Here is a 17,410-nt window from a genome sequence, read left to right as displayed (position 1 = left end):
GCGGGAACGGTGACTGGGCAATCTGGGAGTGCCGGGAGCACGTACCGGCGGCCGGTCTCCACCCCGGCGGTCCACGGCTGCGCACCCTCCGCAATCCGTCGGACGCCTTTATCGCGACGGCTTTTCTCCGCCCTCATCAGCGCTTTAGCCCACCGGGTGATTCTGATGTGACCGCTCACCGGGCGGCCGAACCTGGAACGGAAGGAAAGTGAATGCGCAGCACTCTTATCGTGGCTCGCATGAAGCCGACCGCCGCAGCTGACGTGAAGCGCATCTTCGCCGAATCCGATGCCGGCGAGCTTCCCCATCTGATCGGCGTGAAGGAACGCAGGCTGTTCCGCTTCCACGATCTCTACCTGCACTACATGGCCTCCGAGGAGGACGTGCGCGGTCCGATCGGCGAGCTGACGGGCCACGAGCTGTTCACCGATGTCAGCGACCGGCTGAGCCCGCACATCGCCGCCTACGACCCCGTCACCTGGCGCGGTCCCCGGGACGCGATGGCCCACGAGTTCTACACCTGGCGCGCGGAGGGCTGAGCCGGCTCGCCGCCCGCGCGTCCGGGCAACGACGGCGGCGTCGCCGTTGGGGGGAACCGCACCCGTCGGTGCGGAACAACGAGAGGAGACTGGCATGGCCAGCGAACGCATGACGAAGATCGTGGCGAAGGACGTCGAGTCCAACCGGCGTCGGGGCGGGGACCTGCGCACGCTCCTCGGCCCGGCCAACACCGGTGCCACCGCGGGCTTCATGGGGGTGCTCACCCTGGAGCCCGGTGAGGTGGTCACCGAGCACTACCACCCGTACTCCGAGGAGTTCCTCTACCTCGTCAGCGGGGAACTGCTGGCGCGGGTCGACGGGGAGCCCGTCGCGCTCTCCGCGGGCGAGGCGCTCCACCTGGAGATCAACGTGCGGCACCGGCTGGAGAACCACGGGGCGGAGCCCGCCTTCCTGGTCTTCCAGCTGGGCCCGCTCGCACCCCGTCCCGAGCTCGGACACGTGGACACCGAGCCCCTTCCGGGCCAGGAGGCGGTGTGAGTCCCCGCAGGGCCGTCGTCACCGGCATCGGTGTGGTGGCTCCGGGGGGCATCGGCACCAAGGCCTTCTGGAAGCTGCTGACCGACGGGCGTACGGCCACCCGCGCCATCTCGCACTTCGACGCCTCGGCCTACCGCTCCCGGATCGCGGCGGAGTGCGATTTCGACCCCGCCGCGGCCGGCCTGAGCCCGCAGGAGGTCCTGCGCATGGACCGCAGCGCGCAGTTCGCCGTGGTCGCCGCGCGGGAGGCCCTCGCGGACAGCGGGGTCGACACCGAGGAGGTGGATCCGCACCGCATCGGCGTCTCGATCGGCAGCGCGGTGGGCTCCACCGTCACGCTGGAGCAGCAGTACGTGAGGGTCAGCGACGGCGGCAGCCGCTGGGTGGTGGACGCCACCGACCCGTATCCGCACCTGTACGGGGCCCTGGTGCCGGGGGCGCTCGCCGCCGAGGTGGCGTGGACGGCCGGGGCCCAGGGTCCGGTCCGGGTGGTGTCGACGGGCTGCACCTCGGGGCTCGACTCCGTGGCGCAGGGCGCCCAGTACATCGAGGACGGAACCGCCGACATCGTGCTGGCCGGCGCGACGGACGCGCCCATCTCGCCGATCACCGTGGCCTGTTTCGACGCGATCAAGGCCACCTCGCCCAACAACGGCGACGCGGCGCACGCCTCGCGCCCCTTCGACCGGGACCGCGACGGGTTCGTGCTCGGCGAGGGTGCGGCCGTGCTGATCCTGGAGGAGGAGGGGTTCGCCCGCCGCCGGGGCGCCAGGATCTACTGCGAGGTCGCCGGGTACGCGCAGCGCAGCAACGCCTTCCACATGACGGGGCTGCGCCCGGACGGCAAGGAACTCGCCGAGGCGGTACGGGTGGCGCTCGGCCGGGCCCGGTTGCCGGCCGGGGCCGTGGACTACGTCAACGCCCACGGGTCGGGCACCCGGCAGAACGACCGGCACGAGACCTCCGCGCTGAAGGTGTCGCTCGGCGAGCACGCCTACGGGGTGCCGGTGAGCTCCATCAAGTCGATGGTGGGCCATTCCCTGGGCGCGATCGGCGCCCTGGAGCTCGCCGCCTGCGCCCTGGCGATCGAGGAGAACACCATCCCGCCGACCGCCAACCTCGAACACCCTGATCCCGAGCTGGGGTTGGACTACGTGCCGAAGACGGCCCGGGAGCAGCGGACCGACACGGTCCTCAGCGTGGGCAGCGGCTTCGGCGGCTTCCAGACGGCGATGGTCCTGACCGCGCCCGGACGGGCGGTGCGCGATGCCTGACACCACGACAGCCGCCCGCCGGGCGGTCGTCACCGGCATCTCCGCGGTGGCGCCGGGCGGCCTGGGGGCGAAGGCCTTCTGGGACGCGGCGCTGGAAGGGCGCAGCGAGCTCGGCCCCGTGACGCACTTCGAGGCCGACGGTTTCCCGGTCCGGGTGGTCGGCGAGGTGTTCGGCGACGTCACCCTGCCCGGGGTCGACCCCCGGCTGGCCGTACAGACCGACCGGTGGAGCCAGTTCGCGCTACTGGCGGCCGAGGAGGCGCTGGCCGACGCGGGGGTGCGGCCCGAGGCCTTCTCCCCGTACGCCCTGGGGGTCATCACGGCCTCCTCCTCCGGCGGGAACGCCTTCGGGCAGCGGGAGATCGCGGCCCTGTGGTCCAAGGGGCCCCGGCACGTGGGCCCGTACCAGTCGATCGCCTGGTTCTACGCCGCCACGACCGGTCAGCTCTCCATCCGGCACGGCATGAAGGGGCCCTGCGGGGTCACCGTCGCCGAGCAGGCCGGCGGTCTGGACGCGATCGGGCAGGCCCGCCGCGCCCTGCTGCACGGCGATGCCAAGGTCGTCCTCACCGGCGGCACCGAGGCGCCGCTGAGCCCGTACGCCCTGACCTGCCAGATCACCTCCGGCCGGCTGAGCGGCAGCGACGACCCCGAGCGCGCCTACCTGCCGTTCGACGCGGCCGCGTGCGGGCACGTGCCGGGCGAGGGCGGCGCGATCCTCGTCATGGAGGACGAGGACAGCGCCCGCGAACGCGGCGCCGACGCCCCCTACGGCGAGATCGCCGGGTACGCGGCCACCTTCGACCCGGCGCCCGGCACCTCGGCGGGCGGCGGCCCCACCGCGCTGCGCCGGGCCGTCCGGACGGCCCTCGCGGACGCCCGCGTCCGGCCGGAGGACATCGACGTGGTCTTCGCCGACGCGGCGGGCACGCCCGAGCTGGACCGTGCGGAAGCACGCTGCCTCGCCGAGGTGTTCGGGCCCTACGGGGTGCCGGTCACGGCCCCCAAGGCGCGCTACGGGCGGCTGTACGCGGGCGGTGCGCCGCTCGACGTGGTCACCGCCCTGCTCTCCCTGCGCGAGCAGGTCATCCCGCCCGGCGGACCGGGCGGCGCCGCGGACCCCGCCCACCGGATCGACCTCGTCGCGGAACCCCGGGAGGCGCGCCTGCGCACCGCCCTGGTGCTCGCCCGCGGCTACGGCGGCTTCAACTCCGCACTCGTCGTACGGACGGTCACCCCGTGACCGCCGCACCCGATCTTGATCACGAGCTATCGGAAGGATCCCTCCCCATGACCGTGTCACCCGTCTCCCCCGGGGCCACCTCCCCCGGAGCCCTCTCCCACGAGGCCCTCTCCTACGAGGACTTCCTCGCCGTCGTCGAGCGGTGCACCGGGGTCGCGGCGCAGACGCTGCGCTCCGCCGACCCGGCCGCCACCATCGACGACCTGGGCGTGGACTCGCTGGGTCTGATCAACGTCCTCACCGAGGTGGAGAACCGCTACGACATCCGGCTGGACGCCGACGGAGTCGACCGGCTGCCGGCGATCCACGCGCTGATCAACGAGGCGCTGCGGCCGGCCGGGGCCCGTACCGAGAACCACATCGTCATCGACGCCCCGTTCGACCTCGTGTGGGACGTGACCAACGACGTGGCCGGCTGGCCCGACCTGTTCAGCGAGTACGCCTCCGCCGAGATCCTGGAGCAGCACGGCGACACCGTGCGCTTCCGTCTGGCCCTCCACCCGGAGCCCGACGGGAAGGTCTGGAGCTGGGTCTCCGAGCGGGTCATGGACCGTGCGAACGGGACCGTCACGGCGCGCCGCGTCGAGACCGGCCCCTTCGCGTTCATGAACATCCACTGGTCGTACCGGGAGACGGACGCCGGTGTGGAGATGCGCTGGGTGCAGGAGTTCCACATGAAGCCGCAGGCGCCCCTCGACGACGCCGGCATGACCGAACGCATCAACACCAACTCGAAGATCCAGCTCGCGCTCATCAAGGAGCGGCTGGAAGCGAAGGCGCGGCCGGCAGCGGCCGACCGCGCCGGCGCGGGGCCGGCGGTGGCCCGATGAGCGCCGACGGCTCCGACTTCAAGGGCAAGCACGTCCTGGTCACCGGCGGCGCCCGGGGCATCGGACGGGCCACGGTTCTCGCCCTGGCCGCCCGCGGCGCCGCGGTGACGGCCTGCTACGTCAACGAGAGCGAGCGGGTCGAGTCCCTGCGGGCCGAACTGGACGAACTGGGGGCCCGGGGCACCCTGGTGCGGGCCGACATCTCCGACCACGAGGAAGCCGCGCGGCTGGCCGCCGGGGCGCACGAGCGGTTCGGGGCCGTCGACGCCGTCGTGAACAACGCCGGTGTGATCAGCCACCACCCCCTGCGGGACCTGCCGCCCGCCGAGTGGCAGCGGGTCCTCGACACCAATCTGACCGGTATGTACCACGTGATCCGCGGGGTGCTGCCGTACGTCGCCGAGACCGCCTCCATCGTCAACATCAGCTCCGCCGTGGCCCACCACGGCATGCCCGGCGCCGCCCACTACGTGGCCTCCAAGGCCGGGGTGATGGGCCTGACCAGGGCGCTGGCCAAGGAGTTGGGCCCGCAGGGGATCCGCGTCAACTGCATCGCCTCCGGGCTGATCGAGACCGACCAGATGAAGGCCGTCACGGCCGAGGGGAAGGCCCGCTACGAGCAGATGATCTCGCTGGGCCGGCTCGGCCGCCCGGAGGAGATCGCCGACGTGGTGCTGTTCCTCGCCTCGCACGCGGCCCGCTACGTCACCGGGGCCACGCTCGATGTCGACGGCGGCATCTGACCCGGAAGGAGACCGCGCTCCGTGCTGCGCACCGTGCTGGAAATGACCGTACGGGAGGGCTGCGAGGAGGAGTTCCGCGCGGCCTGGCTGGAGACGGCGCAGGAGGCCGCGCGGCTGCCGGGCTCCGTGACGCAGGCCCTCCTGCGGGACCCGCGCCGACCCCGTACGCACCTGATCATGGCCGACTGGGCCGACCGGGCCGCCCTGGAGGCCTTCCAGAACAGCTCCGAGAGGGAGCGGCTCAGCGCCCGGCTGGAGCCGTTCCGCGAGAACGCCCGCAAACGCGTGCTGGAAGTCGTCCAGCACGTTCCCGCCACCACAACCCCGACCGCAACCACCGCCCCGCCGTTGAAAGGTGATCCGTCGTGACCGTACGCGTCATGGTTTCCGCCCGTGTCGAGGAGAAGGACCAGGAGGCCTTCGAGGAGGCCTACCGCCAGGTCACCTCCGTGGTCCGGGGCACCCCCGGACACCTCCGTGACGAGCTGCTGCGCGATGCCGAGCAGCCCGGCCGCTACATCCTGCTCGCCGAGTGGGAGAGCGAGGAGGCGTTCCGCACCTGGGAGGACGCGCCCTCCCACCGCGAGATGGCGGCGCCCATGTTCCCCTACTGGAGCGGTGGCGACATCGAGCGGCGGATCTTCGATCTGCGCGCCCGGCTCGACAGCGTGCCGTCCCACACCTGAGCGGACGGCGACCATGGCGACCATCCGCAAGGCCCTGGTGATCGGCGCCGGCATCGGCGGGCTCACCACCGCGGCAGGCCTCCTGCGGCAGGGCATCGACGTAGAGGTGTTCGAGGCCCGTCCCACCCCGGGACGGCTGCTGACCGGCGGCGGCTTCATGCTCTGGCACAACGCCGTCCTGTCCCTGCGCAGGCTCGGGCTCGACGAGGCCGTCGTGTCCGGCGCGGTCCGCATGCGCTTCCACGAGTTCCGTTCCGACTCCGGCCGCCGCCTGGCCCGCTGGCACCTGGACGGCCCGACCGAGCGGGCGGGTGCTCCCGCCCTGGCCCTGCGCCGCTCCGAGCTGCACACGGTGCTCACCGGGGCGGTGGGTGAGCACCGCATCCGGCTGGGCAGCCGGTTCACCGGCTACACCCAGGACGCCGACGGGGTCACCGCCCGTTTCGAGGACGGGTCCTCGGCCCGTGGCGACGTACTGATCGGCGCGGACGGACTGCGCTCCACGGTGCGCGCCGCGATGCGCGGCGGGTTCGAGCCGCCGCCGCGGTACGCGGGCTACACGGCCTGGCAGGCCATCACCCGGCTGCCGGGCGAGTCCGTGGTGCCCACGGGCACCTTCTTCAACCTGTGGGGCAAGGGCGGACTGCGCTTCCTGTACTGCCGGCTGAACGAGAACGAGGTCTACTGGGACGCCATCACCAGTGACCGGGCGGCCGCCGGGATCGACACGGTCCGCCACGCGCGGGGCGCGGCACTGGCGGCCGCGTACCGCGACTGGCCGGAGCCCGTCCGCGGGATCATCGCCTCGACCGACGAGGAGGCGATCCTGCCGGTGAGCATCCACGACCGTCCTCCGGGCGGCGGCTGGAGCGACGGCCGGGTCGTGGTCACGGGTGACGCCGCCCATCCGATGACGCTCAACCTCAGCCAGGGCGCGGGCCAGGCCATCGAGAGCGGCGTGGTGCTCGCCGACCTGCTGGGGCGGGCCGAGCCGGACACGGTACCGGAGGCCCTGCGGGCGTTCGAGGAGGCGCGCAGGGCGCGGGCCGCCGACATGGTGACGGCCTCGTGGCGCATCGGCACGCTCGGGCTGGCCCACAACGGGCCGCTGTGCCGGGTCCGGGACGCGTTCATGTACACGTTCTTCGACTCGGTCGCCAAGGGCCAGAGCTACGCGCTCATGCTGGACGGCCGGCTCCAGCGGGGCCCCCTGCGCACGGCCGGGGCGCTCGGCCGCGGGACGGGGTGAGGCGCCCGTGCTGGCCGCCGCCCTGGCCACCGCCTTCGTCCTGTGCACCGGGGTGCTGGCGGGTGCCCTGATCGCCGTGGAGAACGCCGTCGTTCCGATGCTGTCGGGTCTGCCGCGGCAGACCTGGTCGGAGGTCCACCGGGCCCTGGACCCCGGCTTCGACCCGCTGATGCCGACCGTCAACAAGGTGGCCCTGGCCGCCGGGCTCGGGCTGTCGTTCCTGGCCCCGGGAGCCGCCGCGAAGGCGGTGTTCGCCCTGGCCCTGGCCGCGGTGGTGGGCGTCGCCCTGGTGTCGGAACTGCGCAACGTCCGCATGAACCGGCGGATCGACGCCTGGGCCGAGGCCCGGGAGATCCCCGGGGGCTGGGACCTCCTGCGCGCCCGCTGGGCACGCGCCAACCGGCTGCGCACGGCCTTCGCCGTCCTGGCGTTCGGCGCGGCGCTCGGCGGCTGCTGGCTGGCGTGGGCCTGAGTGCCCCGTACGCCCCCCTACGACCATCCCCCTTCGAGCCAGAGGAGCAGAACGGGTGAACCCCGCAGACGAGCAGAGCCACGACGGGTCCTCCGCACCGGAGTTCGCGGGCCGCGTCGCGCTGGTGACCGGCGCGGGCCGGGGCATCGGCGCGGCCACCGCGCGGATCCTGGCCGCCCGCGGCGCCCGCGTGGCGGTCAACTACCACAAGAGCGCGGACCGGGCCCAGGAGCTCGTGGACGCGATCCGGCGCCGCGGCGGAGAGGCGGTGGCGCTCCAGGGCGATGTCACCGATCCCGGCCAGGTGGCCGCGCTGGTCGCCGGCGTACGGGCCGAACTGGGCCCGGTCGACGTCCTGGTGCTCAACGCAGCCGGTCTCGATGCCCACGAGGCGCGCATCGCCCCCGCGACCGAGCTGGCCTGGGAGGACCTGGAGCACGTGGTCACCCGGCAGCTCAAGGCGCTGTTCCTGACCGCGCACGCGGTCCTTCCCGACATGATCGCCCGGGGCGCGGGCTCCGTGGTGGCGGTGGGGGCGGCGCTCGCCCGCCGGCCCGCGCCGCGCTTCCTGCCACTGTCCGTGGCCAAGGCCGGGGTGGAGGCCGCCGTACGCACGCTGGCGCTGGAGGCGGGCCCGCACGGGGTGCGGGTCAATGCGGTGGAGCCCAACCTCACCCTCACCGAACTCGCCCGGCACATCCCGGAGGAAGCCCGCCGGGCCGCCGCCGAGCGCTCCGCGCTGCGGCGCAACGGAACCCCCGAGGACATCGCCGAGATCATCGCGTTCCTCGCCTCCGAGCGCGCCTCGTACCTCACGGGCAGCTGCCTGGTCGCTGACGGCGGCACGGCCCTGGCCTGACCGGCCCGCTTTTCCCCACCTTTATCGGCCCCTTTGCCGGCGCTGATTGCCTGTCCGTGACCGGACGACCCGAACGAAAGGACACGAGAAGGCATGTCGAAGACCGAGACCGAGACCGGGACCAAGACCGAGGCCACGACCGAACGGAAGGTCGTCAACCGGGACGAGGTGGAGCCCGTCTGCTGGTTCGGCGAGGAGGGCCGGTTCCTGCTGCGCAAGGAGGACACCGGCGGGCTCTACAGCTTCTACCAGATCACCACCCAGCCGGGCAGCGGTCCGCCGCTGCACGTCCACGAGACCGCCGACGAGGCGTTCTTCGTCAACAAGGGCACCTACGAGTTCGAGGTCGGCGGGGTCACCGAGACCATCACCGCGGGCACCGTGATCTACGGGCCCCGCGGGGTTCCGCACCGTTTCCTCAACGTCGGTGACGAGCCCGGCCAGTTGCTGGTCATCGCGACCCCCGGCGGCGTCGAGAACTTCTTCATCGGCCTGTCCGAGCTCGTCTCGGGCGGGGCTCCGGACTGGAGCAAGATGCAGGAGCTCGCCAACGCGAACCAGATGCGCGGGTTCACTCCGCCGCCCGGTGCCCGCGGTGACGTGGGCGGCCCGCCGGCCGGTGTCCGCCGCGGCGCCGGCGGTCCGCCCGCCGCGCACGGCGTACGGGGCTGATCCAGCCCGATCGAGGAGCCGGCGTCCACCCGGCTCGCAGGACCCCGGCCGGGGTGGCGCGCCGTTCCGCGCCACCCCGGCCGTCTCCCGTCCGGCTCCGCCGTACCCGGAAGCCGCCCACCCGCTCGCGTCCCACAGGAGGACAGCATGCACGGACAACACCCCGGCAGCCGCGCAAGCCTGCGGTCGGCCGCACCGCCCCGCCGCCACGACGTGATCATCCTGGGTTCCGGCATCGCCGGGTCCACCCTGGGCGCCATCCTGGCGAAGCAAGGCGTCTCCGTCCTGCTCCTCGACGGCGGAACGCACCCCCGGTTCGCCGTCGGGGAGTCGACGACCCTGTACACCCTGAAGGTGTTCCGGCTGCTGGCCCGGCGCTACGGCGTCCCCGAACTGGAGTCGCTCACCTCGTACGAGGGCATCCACGACGACATCGCCCCGACCTCCGGGACCAAGCGCCACTTCGGCTTCATCCGGCACGAGGAGGGCAAGGAGCCCGACCCGGCCGAGTTCCTGCAGTTCAGCCCGCCCTCGAAGGCGCTGCAGACCGGGCACCTGTTCCGCCAGGACACCGACGCGTACCTCTTCCACGCGGCCGTCCGCTACGGCTGCGACGTCCGCCAGGCCTTCCACGTCGAGGACGTGGAACTGGCCGGGGACCACGTGGCCGTGATCGGGAAGGGCGGCGAGCGCCACGAGGGCCGCTACCTGGTGGATGCCAGCGGGTTCCGCTCCCCGCTCGCCGGGCAGCTCGGGCTGCGCAAGGCTCCCGGGGCGCTCAAGCACCACTCCCGGTCCATGTTCACCCACATGCTGGGGGTCCGGCCGACCGACGAGTGCCTGCGCGTGGGACCCGAGGACGCGCCGCCCATCCCCTGGGTGGAAGGGACCATGCACCACCTCTTCGATCGTGGGTGGTTCTGGTCCATCCCGTTCAACAACGCGCCGGGATCGAAGAACCCGCTGGTCAGCGTCGGCCTCACGCTGGACGAGCGGATGTACCCCAAGGACGAGGCGGTCACCCCGGAAGAGGAGTTCCGCAGCTTCGCGGCACGGTTCCCCGCGGTGGAGCGGCTGTTCGCGGACGCCAGGACCGTAAGGCCGTGGGTGTCGGCCGGCCGGATCCAGTACGCCTCAGACAAGACCGTGGGGCACCGCTGGTGCCTGATGTCGCACGCCGCCGGCTTCATCGACCCGCTGTACTCGCGCGGCCTCACCAACACCGGCGAGGTGGTCAACTCCCTCGCCTGGAAACTGCTCGACGCCCTGGCGGAGGACGACTTCGACGAGGAGCGGTTCCGGTACGTCGACGAGCTCCAGCAGGGACTGATCCGCTACAACGACGAGCTCGTCAACTGCTCGTTCATCTCCTTCCAGGACCACTCCCTGTGGAACGCCGTCTACCGGATCTGGTGCGCGGCCGAGGTGCCGATCAACCTGCGCTTCGACCGGTTCACCGAGCGGTTCGCGGCCTCCGGCGACGACGGGGTGCTCCGCGCGATGGAGCAGGCCGCCCACCCGGGACTTCCCGTACCCGGATCCGAGGGCTACAAGGCGCTGTTCGACGAGATGGTGCGGGTCTGCGAGGCGGTCGACCGCGGGGAGCGCACCGCGGCCGACGCGGGCGGGGAGCTGCTGGGCACGGTGGTGAAGACCCCCGTGGTGCTGGACCACCTCGGGCTGCGCGACCCGGGCCGGCGGTTCGTCTACCCCATGCCGGACGACCTGAGACGGATGGCGAACTGGCTGCGCCACGAGGGCCCGGAGGAGCTGAGCTACCTCGTCAACGGCGTGGACGTGCACGGCGCGCCCCTCACGGGGCAGACCGACGACGAGATGGCCCTGCCGCACTGACGCGGTCTCGCGATCAAGCGGTCACGCGGTCACGCGGTCACGCGGTCACGCGATCAAGCGGTCGCGCGATCACCCGGCAGGGCACGACACAGAGCGGGCGGCTCCCACGCAGGGGTGGGGGCCGCCCGCTCGCCGTTCGTGCGGGCCGGGTCAGGTCCGCGGCTTCTCGTGGACCCGCCGGGTGATGGCCCGGACCACGGAGCGCGGCGCCGCCCGCATCAGGGGCAGCCTGATGCGGTACGCCAGGCCCGGCACCGTGGACGCCCGTCCTGCCGCCACCGCGTCCAGGCCGGCGCGGGCGACCTGCTCGGACGTCAGCCACTTGATGTCGGGCAGGGCCGAGGTGGGCACGCCGGCCGCCTCGTGGAACCCGGAGCGGGTCAGACCGGTGTGCACGGTGGTGATGTTGACCCCGTGGCGGGCGACCTCCATGGACAGGCTCTCGCTGAACGAGGACAGGAAGGCCTTGGAGGCGGCGTAGGTCGCGGACCGGGGCTTGGGCAGGACCGCGACGAGGGAGGAGACGTTCACGATGCCGCCGGCGCCGCGGGCGATCATGCCGGGCAGGCAGGCGTGGGACAGCCTCAGGGGCACGACGGCGTTGAGGACCGCGGTGTGCAGCTCACGCTCCACCGGCAGCTCCGCGAAGTAACCGGAGCCGCTCGAACCGGCGTTGTTCACCAGCAGCTCCACGGGCCGGTCGGCCTCGGCGAGCCGTTGCTCGGCCGACGCGACCTGGCCCTCGTCGGTGAGGTCGAGCTGCATCACCTCCACGTTCACCCCGTGGGCGGACTCCAGCTCGGCGGCGAGCTGTTTGAGCCGGTCGCCCCGCCTCGCGACCAGCACGAGGTCCACTCCCTCCCGGGCGAGCAGGCGGGCGAACCCCTCACCGATCCCGCTCGACGCCCCGGTCACCATCGCCGAGGCGTACGGAAATCGCCGCATGGCATTCCTCGAATCTCTTCGACAATTAACTTCATACGCCGGGACAGGCTATCCACGATATCCGGGAACAAGCCAGCAAATAATCGGAAAGAAAGGCCGGGCGGGACCGATTTATTTTGACTTAAGCGGGGATTCATCGCCCGGTGATGAAATGCAGCCGCGTGACGGGCCCGATTCCCCGGGACCGTCACCCCACTCCGTCCCCGTCCCCATGGAAATGGCTGGTGTCCTTGCCATGACGTCCTCCGCTCACAGACGCGATGTTGCGCCCGTCGCGCGCCAAGCGCCCGGAGAGGGACCGGCCGCCCGGCTGGACTCCCTCACCGGACTGCGCTGGATCGCCGCCTTCGCCGTCTTCCTCTCGCACGTCAGCACCTTGCTGCCGCTCCCCGGTGCCAAGGCCGTGTTCGGCCTGGGCTCCTCCGGAGTGACGTTCTTCTTCGTGCTCTCGGGCTTCGTCCTCACCTGGACGTACATGGCCGGCGACCGGGTCGGCCCGTTCTACGGGCGCAGGTTCGCCCGCATCTGGCCGCTGCTGGCCGTCGGGGTCGCGGTCCCGCTCTTCCTCCAGCTTCCCGATGCGCGGCCGGGCCAGTCCGACACCCTGGTCCTGATGGCGCTCTCCGCCGTCCTGCTCTACCAGGCCTGGATGCCCAGTTACATCCTGAGCAGCACGAACCCGGTCACCTGGTCACTGGCCTGCGAGGCCTTCTTCTACGCGATCTTCCCCTTCGTGGCGAAGTACACGGTCCGCCGCTCGCTGCGCTGGCTCGGCTGGGCGGCCGTCGCCCTCGTGGCGGTGGGCTGGGGGATCAAGCTGTACCTCTGGGACGCCTATCCGCCCCAGGCGCGCCCCGCGTTCACCGGCATGGACGGCCTGATCTTCGGCACCTACTCGCCCATCGCCCGGGTCTGGGAGTTCCTCCTCGGCATGGTCGCGGCGGCCGCTGTCCGCAAGGGCTGGCGCTCCCCCGTCGGGGTCCGGTCGGCCACCGCGCTGCTCGCCGCCGGCTTCTTCGGGCTGTGGCTGCTGCGCCACGAGACCTGGCGGCTGTACGTCCTCTTCGACGCCCTCGGCCAGGTGTCCGCCCCGCTGTTCGCGCTCGTGGTCGTCGCGGTGGCCCAGCGGGACCTCGCGGGAGGCGCCTCCTGGCTGCGGGCGAGGCCGATGGTGGCCCTCGGCGAATGGTCGTACGCCTTCTACCTTCTGCACTTCACCGTGCTCTTCGAGATCTCGTCGGCGGTATTCGACAAGAAGAGCATCATCGAATTCTATATGCGGCCCGTCCAGCCGAGCTGGTCGAATGCGGGCTGGGCACTTCTCGCCCTTTTCGTCACCCTGGCCGTCTGCGCCCTTCTCTACCAGTTCTACGAGCGCCCGGTGGAACGCCTGCTGCGCCACCGGATAGGGCGGCGCACCGCACCCGTGCCGGCGCCGCGCACCGAGCCGGCGGCCGCTGCCGCGCGGAGCCCGCGCGCCGAAAGCAGCTCCACCACCAGGGAATGAGGTCACGCACATGACGACGCCAGGACCCGTCACGGACCCCTTCGACGTCATGTTCGTCGGGTGGTCCTTCTTCCGGGGCAAACTCCTGACCGCGGCCATGGATCTGGACGTCTTCTCGGTGCTGGGCGAGGGCCCGCTCGGCGCCGAGGAGCTGTGCGCCCGTACGGGCCTGCACCCCCGCGGCGGCCGGGACTTCCTGGACGCCCTGGCCGCCATCGGCCTCCTGGTGCGGGCCGGCGGCCGCTACGGCAACAGCCCCGGCGCACAGGAGCACCTGCTGCCGGACGGGCCGGGATTCGTGGGCGGGTTCCTGCGGATGACCAGCGAACTCATGGGCAGCGACCCGGAGTCGCTCCCGGCGCTGCTGCGGGGCGGCGCCGCCCGCAACCAGACGGCCGGCGGCGAGGTCCCGTTCACCCGGATCTTCCACGACCCGGCCCGGCTACGGCAGTTCCTCTCGGCGATGGACGGTTTCAGCGGGGCCGTGGCCGGCGAGCTGGCGCACGCCTTCGACTGGTCCCGGTACACGACCTTCAGCGATGTGGGCGGGGCGCGCGGCAATCTCGCGGCGCGCCTCGCCGCCGCGCACCCCGGGCTCACCGGCACGGTGCTGGACCGGCCGGCGATGGAGGAGCATTTCGACCGGCTCGTGGCGGAGCGCGGGGTCGAGAAGCAACTGCGTTTCGTGGGCGCCGACTTCTTCAGCGCGGATCTGCCGCGCGCCGATGTGGTGATCCTCGGCAGCGTGCTGCACGACTGGCCGATGCAGCAGCGCGCCACGCTCCTGCGCAAGGCCTACGAGGCCGTCAACGACGGCGGGGCGGTCATCGTCTACGACACCATGCTCGACGACGAGCGGCGGGAGGCGGAGCCGCTGATGCTCAGCCTCATCATGATGCTGCAGTCCGCACAGGCCGCCGGCTTCGCGCCGGCCGAGTGCGGCGCCTGGATGACGGAGGCGGGCTTCACGGTCGAACGGGTGCTCAGACTGCCCGCGCTGACCACCGCGGTGATCGGCCGCAAGAACTGACACGAAAGCACACCCGCTCCCGGACCAGTGGCCCGGGAGCGGGTGTTCCTCGCGTTGAATTCCTCACCGTAAACACGTGTTTCGACGCGCCTGAGCGGGGCAGCCCTGCCCGAACTCGCCAATCTGGGATAAGAACCAGCTGGATCCGACCGACATCGGCCAGGCTATTCTGGCCGACGACTGCACTGTCCATGAACTTCGGGGGAATACATGTCAGGCTCGCCTCGCATCAGTGTCCTGCTCGTCGATTCGCACCCCATCTCGCTGACCGGGCTGCAGGCCATTCTCGACGGCTGCCCCGACCTGCGGGTGGCCAGTGTCGCCCAGGACGACGCCACCGCGGCCACCAGGTACCGGGAGCTGCGGCCCGATGTCGTCATCATCAACGCCCACAAGAACGCCACACAGGCTCTGAAGAGCATAGACGCGCTCTCGCCGCCCCGTTCGACGCTCCCGCCCCCGAACGTCCTCGTCCTGATCGACGATGTGGGCGCGGCGGCGGACCAAGTGCTCCAGGCCGGCGTGAACGGCCTGTTGTCCAGTGGGAGCAGCGCACAGGAGCTCGCCGCCGCGGTCCGCATCATGGCCGCCGGCCGGTCCCTGCTCATCCCCAGGACCCAGCAGGATTCGGCCGACTCTCCGCTCGACCCGCTGACCGAGCGGGAAATCGAGGTGTTCCGCCTCATGACGCGAGGATTCAGCAATGCCGAGATTTCTACGGAATTAACGCTGAGTCAGAGCACCGTGAAATCTCATATCCAGAAAGTAATGGAGAAGTTGAGCCTTCGCAACAGGGTGCACGCGGTCATCTTCGCCTACGAGAAGAACATCATTCACGCCGGGCCGCTGCGCGCGGGCCCGGACCGGGAATCGGTCCGTCCGGCGCGAGCAGCTGCGCGATGACCCGCCTGGTATCGAACACGTTCCGGTCCTCGACGACCAGCCCGTTCTCCACCCGCCAGAGCTGAATGCCTTCGGAGGAGATGTCACGCCCGGTGGGTGCCAGTCCGGCGAACTCCCCCACGTGCGTGCCGCGTGCGGTGTACCAGCTCGCCACCCAGGGCCCCTCCGCCACCTGAAGGCCGACGTCGACCCTGAGCCCGGCGAACGCGGCGCGCCGCGACCACACGCTCCGCTTGGGGCCGGCGGGACCGACCGGTTCGCCGTTCAGCAGGAACTCGGGGGCGAAGATCCGGTCGGCGGCCTGCAGGTTCCCGCGGCTCCAGCCCTCCTCGAACCACAGCCGGGCGAGGGCCTTGTTGGCTTCCTGGACGGTCTGTTCCCCGTGCGGGGTCACGGCGTCGCTCACCGGCCCGGCTCCGGGGAGGCGGAGAACGGCGGCGCACCCGCCGCGCGCAGCGCCGCGAGGCTTTCGCGGCCGACGGTGTTCAGTTCCGGCACCGGGGACGCCACCGCCCATTTCAGGAAATCCGCAATCTGGCCCTGATCCGGGTGGATGAACCGCTGCTTCACGTCCTTCCAGCCGAATCCGTCGTGCACCGCACCGGATTCCCGGATCTGTTCGAGAATGAGGTCCGCCGCCGTGTCGCCGTCGATCAGCTTCGCCTCGTACCGGGCGCAGGCCTCGGCCGTCACGGCGAGCAGCGCCTTGAATTCGTCGTTGTCCGGCCACCAGAGGCCGGTGTGGGGCGCCTTCTCCAGTGCGTCGAAGACGCTCGTGTCCCCGTCCCCGCGGAACTTCCGCAGCGCATTGTTGATCCGGAGCGTGCCGGGGGTGCTGCCGCTCCCCCAGACCCGGAACACCGCGTCCCAGAGGCGGAAGTGGGAGAAGGCGATGAAGGAGCAGTTGACGAGTGTGTCGTTGTAGTCGAGCAGTCCCTGTTCGAGCTCCTCTACGTGACGGAAGCGCTCCTCCGCGAAGTCGTCGTCGGCGAGGGCCCCGAGGAGGCGCGGGGCGAGGGCGTGGATGATCTCGAAGGTGTTGGACATGCCGCGGGAGTACAGGGGGTCCAGGAAGCCGGCGGCGTGCGACATCAGGCACCACCGGTGTCCCACGGTCTTGTGGGACGAGTACTGGAGCCGCCCGGTGGAGACCCACTCCCGGACCTTCCGGGCTCCCTCGAACTGCCGCTCCACGGCCGGGAACCGGCGGAGCAGCCGAGCGAACTCCTCCTCGGCACCGATCCCTTCCGGCTTGGGGTACGTGCGCGGGTCGAGGGTGACCCCCACGCTGCACAGCGGATTGCGGGAGAGCTCGTGGTTGTCGAAGGGGATGATCCAGAACCAGCCCCGGTCGAAGAGGTGGTGCATGGTGCCGTTGTGCCACGGGACGGGCGGCCGGCTCTGCTCCGGGACCTCGAGCACGTCGTCGAAGGGGCGTACCCCGATCATGTGCGTGAACAGGGACCGCGAGTGGTGGCGGAAGCGCGCCGGCTGCTCGCGCAGCCCGAGGCGGTCCGCCAGCGGGGAGCGGAAGCCGCTCGCGTCCACCAGGTAGCGGGCCCTGACGACCTGCCCGTCGGCGCCGGTGACCGTGACGCCGGCCTCGTCGAAGTCGATCTTCTCCGCCCGCCACTGCTGACGCGTGTCGCAGCCGTATCCGACCGCCACGTGATGCAGGTAGGCGTCACTGTCCTGCCGGAAGAGGTGGCTCGCGGAGGTCAGCGCGTCGGGGATGACGAACTGGTGCGCTTCGTCCGGGTCGGGCTCCTGGCCCGGCCGGTGCAGCATGAATCCGAAGTGCTGCTTGCGGCCGAAGGTGTTGCTCACCTTCTGGTTGATCGTGGTCGCGTCGGTCAGGGCCTGGAACTCCGGTACGTCGAAGCGTTCGGCGAGCACCTGGAGCCAGGCGATGAGCTGGGGGATCATCGACTCCCCCACCGCGAACCGCGGATGGGTGCCCGCGTCGGCGATCAGTACTTTGGCTCCGCTGCGGGCCAGTACCGCGCCGAGCGTGGACCCGGCGATTCCGGACCCGAGGATCACCACGTCGTGGCTGGGCTGCTGTTCTGTCGGTCGTGCGGTCACGGTCGGTTCCCTTCGCAGTC

Annotated in this window: 19 protein-coding genes and 1 pseudogene; 17 read left to right on the top strand and 3 right to left on the bottom strand. The window is 71.5% G+C overall.

The genetic code is table 11. The features are described 5' to 3' along the window. Nucleotides 1-212 precede the first annotated feature (212 nt). From OG898_RS25385 to OG898_RS25320, 14 genes and pseudogenes are all read left to right on the top strand, one after another. Nucleotides 213-539 (top strand): TcmI family type II polyketide cyclase, encoded by a 327-nt coding sequence (locus tag OG898_RS25385; protein ID WP_266959404.1) that lies wholly within the window; start codon nucleotides 213-215, stop codon nucleotides 537-539. 94 nt (nucleotides 540-633) lie between these two features. After that, on the top strand, nucleotides 634-1,038 hold the full coding sequence (locus OG898_RS25380; protein WP_266959402.1) for a cupin domain-containing protein: 405 nt from the start codon (nucleotides 634-636) through the stop codon (nucleotides 1,036-1,038). Further along, on the top strand, nucleotides 1,035-2,312 hold the full coding sequence (locus tag OG898_RS25375) for a beta-ketoacyl synthase (protein ID WP_250745231.1): 1,278 nt from the start codon (nucleotides 1,035-1,037) through the stop codon (nucleotides 2,310-2,312). Before OG898_RS25380 ends, OG898_RS25375 begins: the two co-directional genes overlap by 4 nt. Then, the gene (locus OG898_RS25370; protein ID WP_266959400.1) at nucleotides 2,305-3,555 is read left to right on the top strand and encodes a ketosynthase chain-length factor; all 1,251 of its coding nucleotides are present in this window, start codon (nucleotides 2,305-2,307) and stop codon (nucleotides 3,553-3,555) included. The genes OG898_RS25375 and OG898_RS25370 overlap by 8 nt, the downstream gene beginning before the upstream one ends. Nucleotides 3,556-3,602: 47 nt before the next feature. After that, a pseudogene (locus OG898_RS25365) lies at nucleotides 3,603-3,857 on the top strand (acyl carrier protein); the annotation flags it as partial. 24 nt (nucleotides 3,858-3,881) lie between these two features. Further along, nucleotides 3,882-4,385 carry an SRPBCC family protein gene (locus OG898_RS25360; RefSeq protein WP_266960427.1) on the top strand — a complete coding sequence of 168 codons (504 nt, stop codon included), beginning with the start codon at nucleotides 3,882-3,884 and terminating at the stop codon, nucleotides 4,383-4,385. Then, nucleotides 4,382-5,128, top strand: a complete 747-nt coding sequence (locus tag OG898_RS25355) for an SDR family NAD(P)-dependent oxidoreductase (protein ID WP_250745229.1) — start codon at nucleotides 4,382-4,384, stop codon at nucleotides 5,126-5,128. Before OG898_RS25360 ends, OG898_RS25355 begins: the two co-directional genes overlap by 4 nt. Before the next feature lie 21 nt (nucleotides 5,129-5,149). Next, the gene (locus OG898_RS25350; protein WP_266959397.1) at nucleotides 5,150-5,497 is read left to right on the top strand and encodes an antibiotic biosynthesis monooxygenase; all 348 of its coding nucleotides are present in this window, start codon (nucleotides 5,150-5,152) and stop codon (nucleotides 5,495-5,497) included. Beyond that, nucleotides 5,494-5,814, top strand: coding sequence for an antibiotic biosynthesis monooxygenase (locus OG898_RS25345; RefSeq protein WP_250745227.1), 321 nt, complete (start codon nucleotides 5,494-5,496; stop codon nucleotides 5,812-5,814). Before OG898_RS25350 ends, OG898_RS25345 begins: the two co-directional genes overlap by 4 nt. A gap of 13 nt (nucleotides 5,815-5,827) precedes the next feature. Further along, nucleotides 5,828-7,063, top strand: a complete 1,236-nt coding sequence (locus OG898_RS25340; RefSeq protein ID WP_266959394.1) for an FAD-dependent monooxygenase — start codon at nucleotides 5,828-5,830, stop codon at nucleotides 7,061-7,063. 7 nt (nucleotides 7,064-7,070) lie between these two features. Beyond that, a complete protein-coding gene (locus tag OG898_RS25335) occupies nucleotides 7,071-7,535 on the top strand; it encodes an anthrone oxygenase family protein (RefSeq protein ID WP_266959392.1) in 465 nt (154 codons plus the stop codon). A gap of 55 nt (nucleotides 7,536-7,590) precedes the next feature. Beyond that, entirely contained in the window at nucleotides 7,591-8,394 is an 804-nt protein-coding gene (locus OG898_RS25330) for an SDR family NAD(P)-dependent oxidoreductase (RefSeq protein ID WP_250745224.1), read from the top strand. 93 nt (nucleotides 8,395-8,487) lie between these two features. Next, nucleotides 8,488-9,066, top strand: a complete 579-nt coding sequence (locus tag OG898_RS25325; RefSeq protein WP_250745223.1) for a cupin domain-containing protein — start codon at nucleotides 8,488-8,490, stop codon at nucleotides 9,064-9,066. A gap of 147 nt (nucleotides 9,067-9,213) precedes the next feature. After that, the gene (locus OG898_RS25320) at nucleotides 9,214-10,920 is read left to right on the top strand and encodes an NAD(P)/FAD-dependent oxidoreductase (RefSeq protein WP_266959389.1); all 1,707 of its coding nucleotides are present in this window, start codon (nucleotides 9,214-9,216) and stop codon (nucleotides 10,918-10,920) included. A 150-nt stretch (nucleotides 10,921-11,070) separates the two neighbouring features. Here OG898_RS25320 and OG898_RS25315 read toward each other — a convergent pair whose 3' ends face one another. Next, nucleotides 11,071-11,865, bottom strand: a complete 795-nt coding sequence (locus OG898_RS25315) for an SDR family oxidoreductase (RefSeq protein WP_250745221.1) — start codon at nucleotides 11,863-11,865, stop codon at nucleotides 11,071-11,073. 235 nt (nucleotides 11,866-12,100) lie between these two features. Here OG898_RS25315 and OG898_RS25310 point away from each other — a divergent pair, with 235 nt between their 5' ends. The 3 genes from OG898_RS25310 to OG898_RS25300 all read left to right on the top strand — a co-directional run bounded on the left by OG898_RS25310 (nucleotide 12,101) and on the right by OG898_RS25300 (nucleotide 15,305). Further along, nucleotides 12,101-13,372, top strand: coding sequence for an acyltransferase (locus tag OG898_RS25310; RefSeq protein WP_266959387.1), 1,272 nt, complete (start codon nucleotides 12,101-12,103; stop codon nucleotides 13,370-13,372). A 10-nt stretch (nucleotides 13,373-13,382) separates the two neighbouring features. Further along, on the top strand, nucleotides 13,383-14,402 hold the full coding sequence (locus OG898_RS25305) for a methyltransferase (RefSeq protein ID WP_266959385.1): 1,020 nt from the start codon (nucleotides 13,383-13,385) through the stop codon (nucleotides 14,400-14,402). A gap of 210 nt (nucleotides 14,403-14,612) precedes the next feature. Continuing rightward, nucleotides 14,613-15,305 carry a response regulator transcription factor gene (locus OG898_RS25300; protein ID WP_250745218.1) on the top strand — a complete coding sequence of 231 codons (693 nt, stop codon included), beginning with the start codon at nucleotides 14,613-14,615 and terminating at the stop codon, nucleotides 15,303-15,305. Here the strand turns inward: OG898_RS25300 and OG898_RS25295 are convergent. Both OG898_RS25295 and OG898_RS25290 read right to left on the bottom strand, forming a co-directional pair. Then, a complete protein-coding gene (locus tag OG898_RS25295; protein WP_266959382.1) occupies nucleotides 15,232-15,711 on the bottom strand; it encodes an ester cyclase in 480 nt (159 codons plus the stop codon). The two genes, OG898_RS25300 and OG898_RS25295, sit on opposite strands and share 74 nt — an antisense overlap. Continuing rightward, a complete protein-coding gene (locus OG898_RS25290) occupies nucleotides 15,708-17,390 on the bottom strand; it encodes an NAD(P)/FAD-dependent oxidoreductase (RefSeq protein ID WP_266959380.1) in 1,683 nt (560 codons plus the stop codon). The genes OG898_RS25295 and OG898_RS25290 overlap by 4 nt, the downstream gene beginning before the upstream one ends. Nucleotides 17,391-17,410: the final 20 nt, after the last annotated feature.

This window comes from Streptomyces sp. NBC_00193 (assembly GCF_026342735.1).
Classification (GTDB): domain Bacteria; phylum Actinomycetota; class Actinomycetes; order Streptomycetales; family Streptomycetaceae; genus Streptomyces; species Streptomyces stoeckheimensis.
The sequence above is the reverse complement of the archived record's forward strand: the minus strand, read 5'-3'. Positions and strand labels throughout refer to the sequence as shown.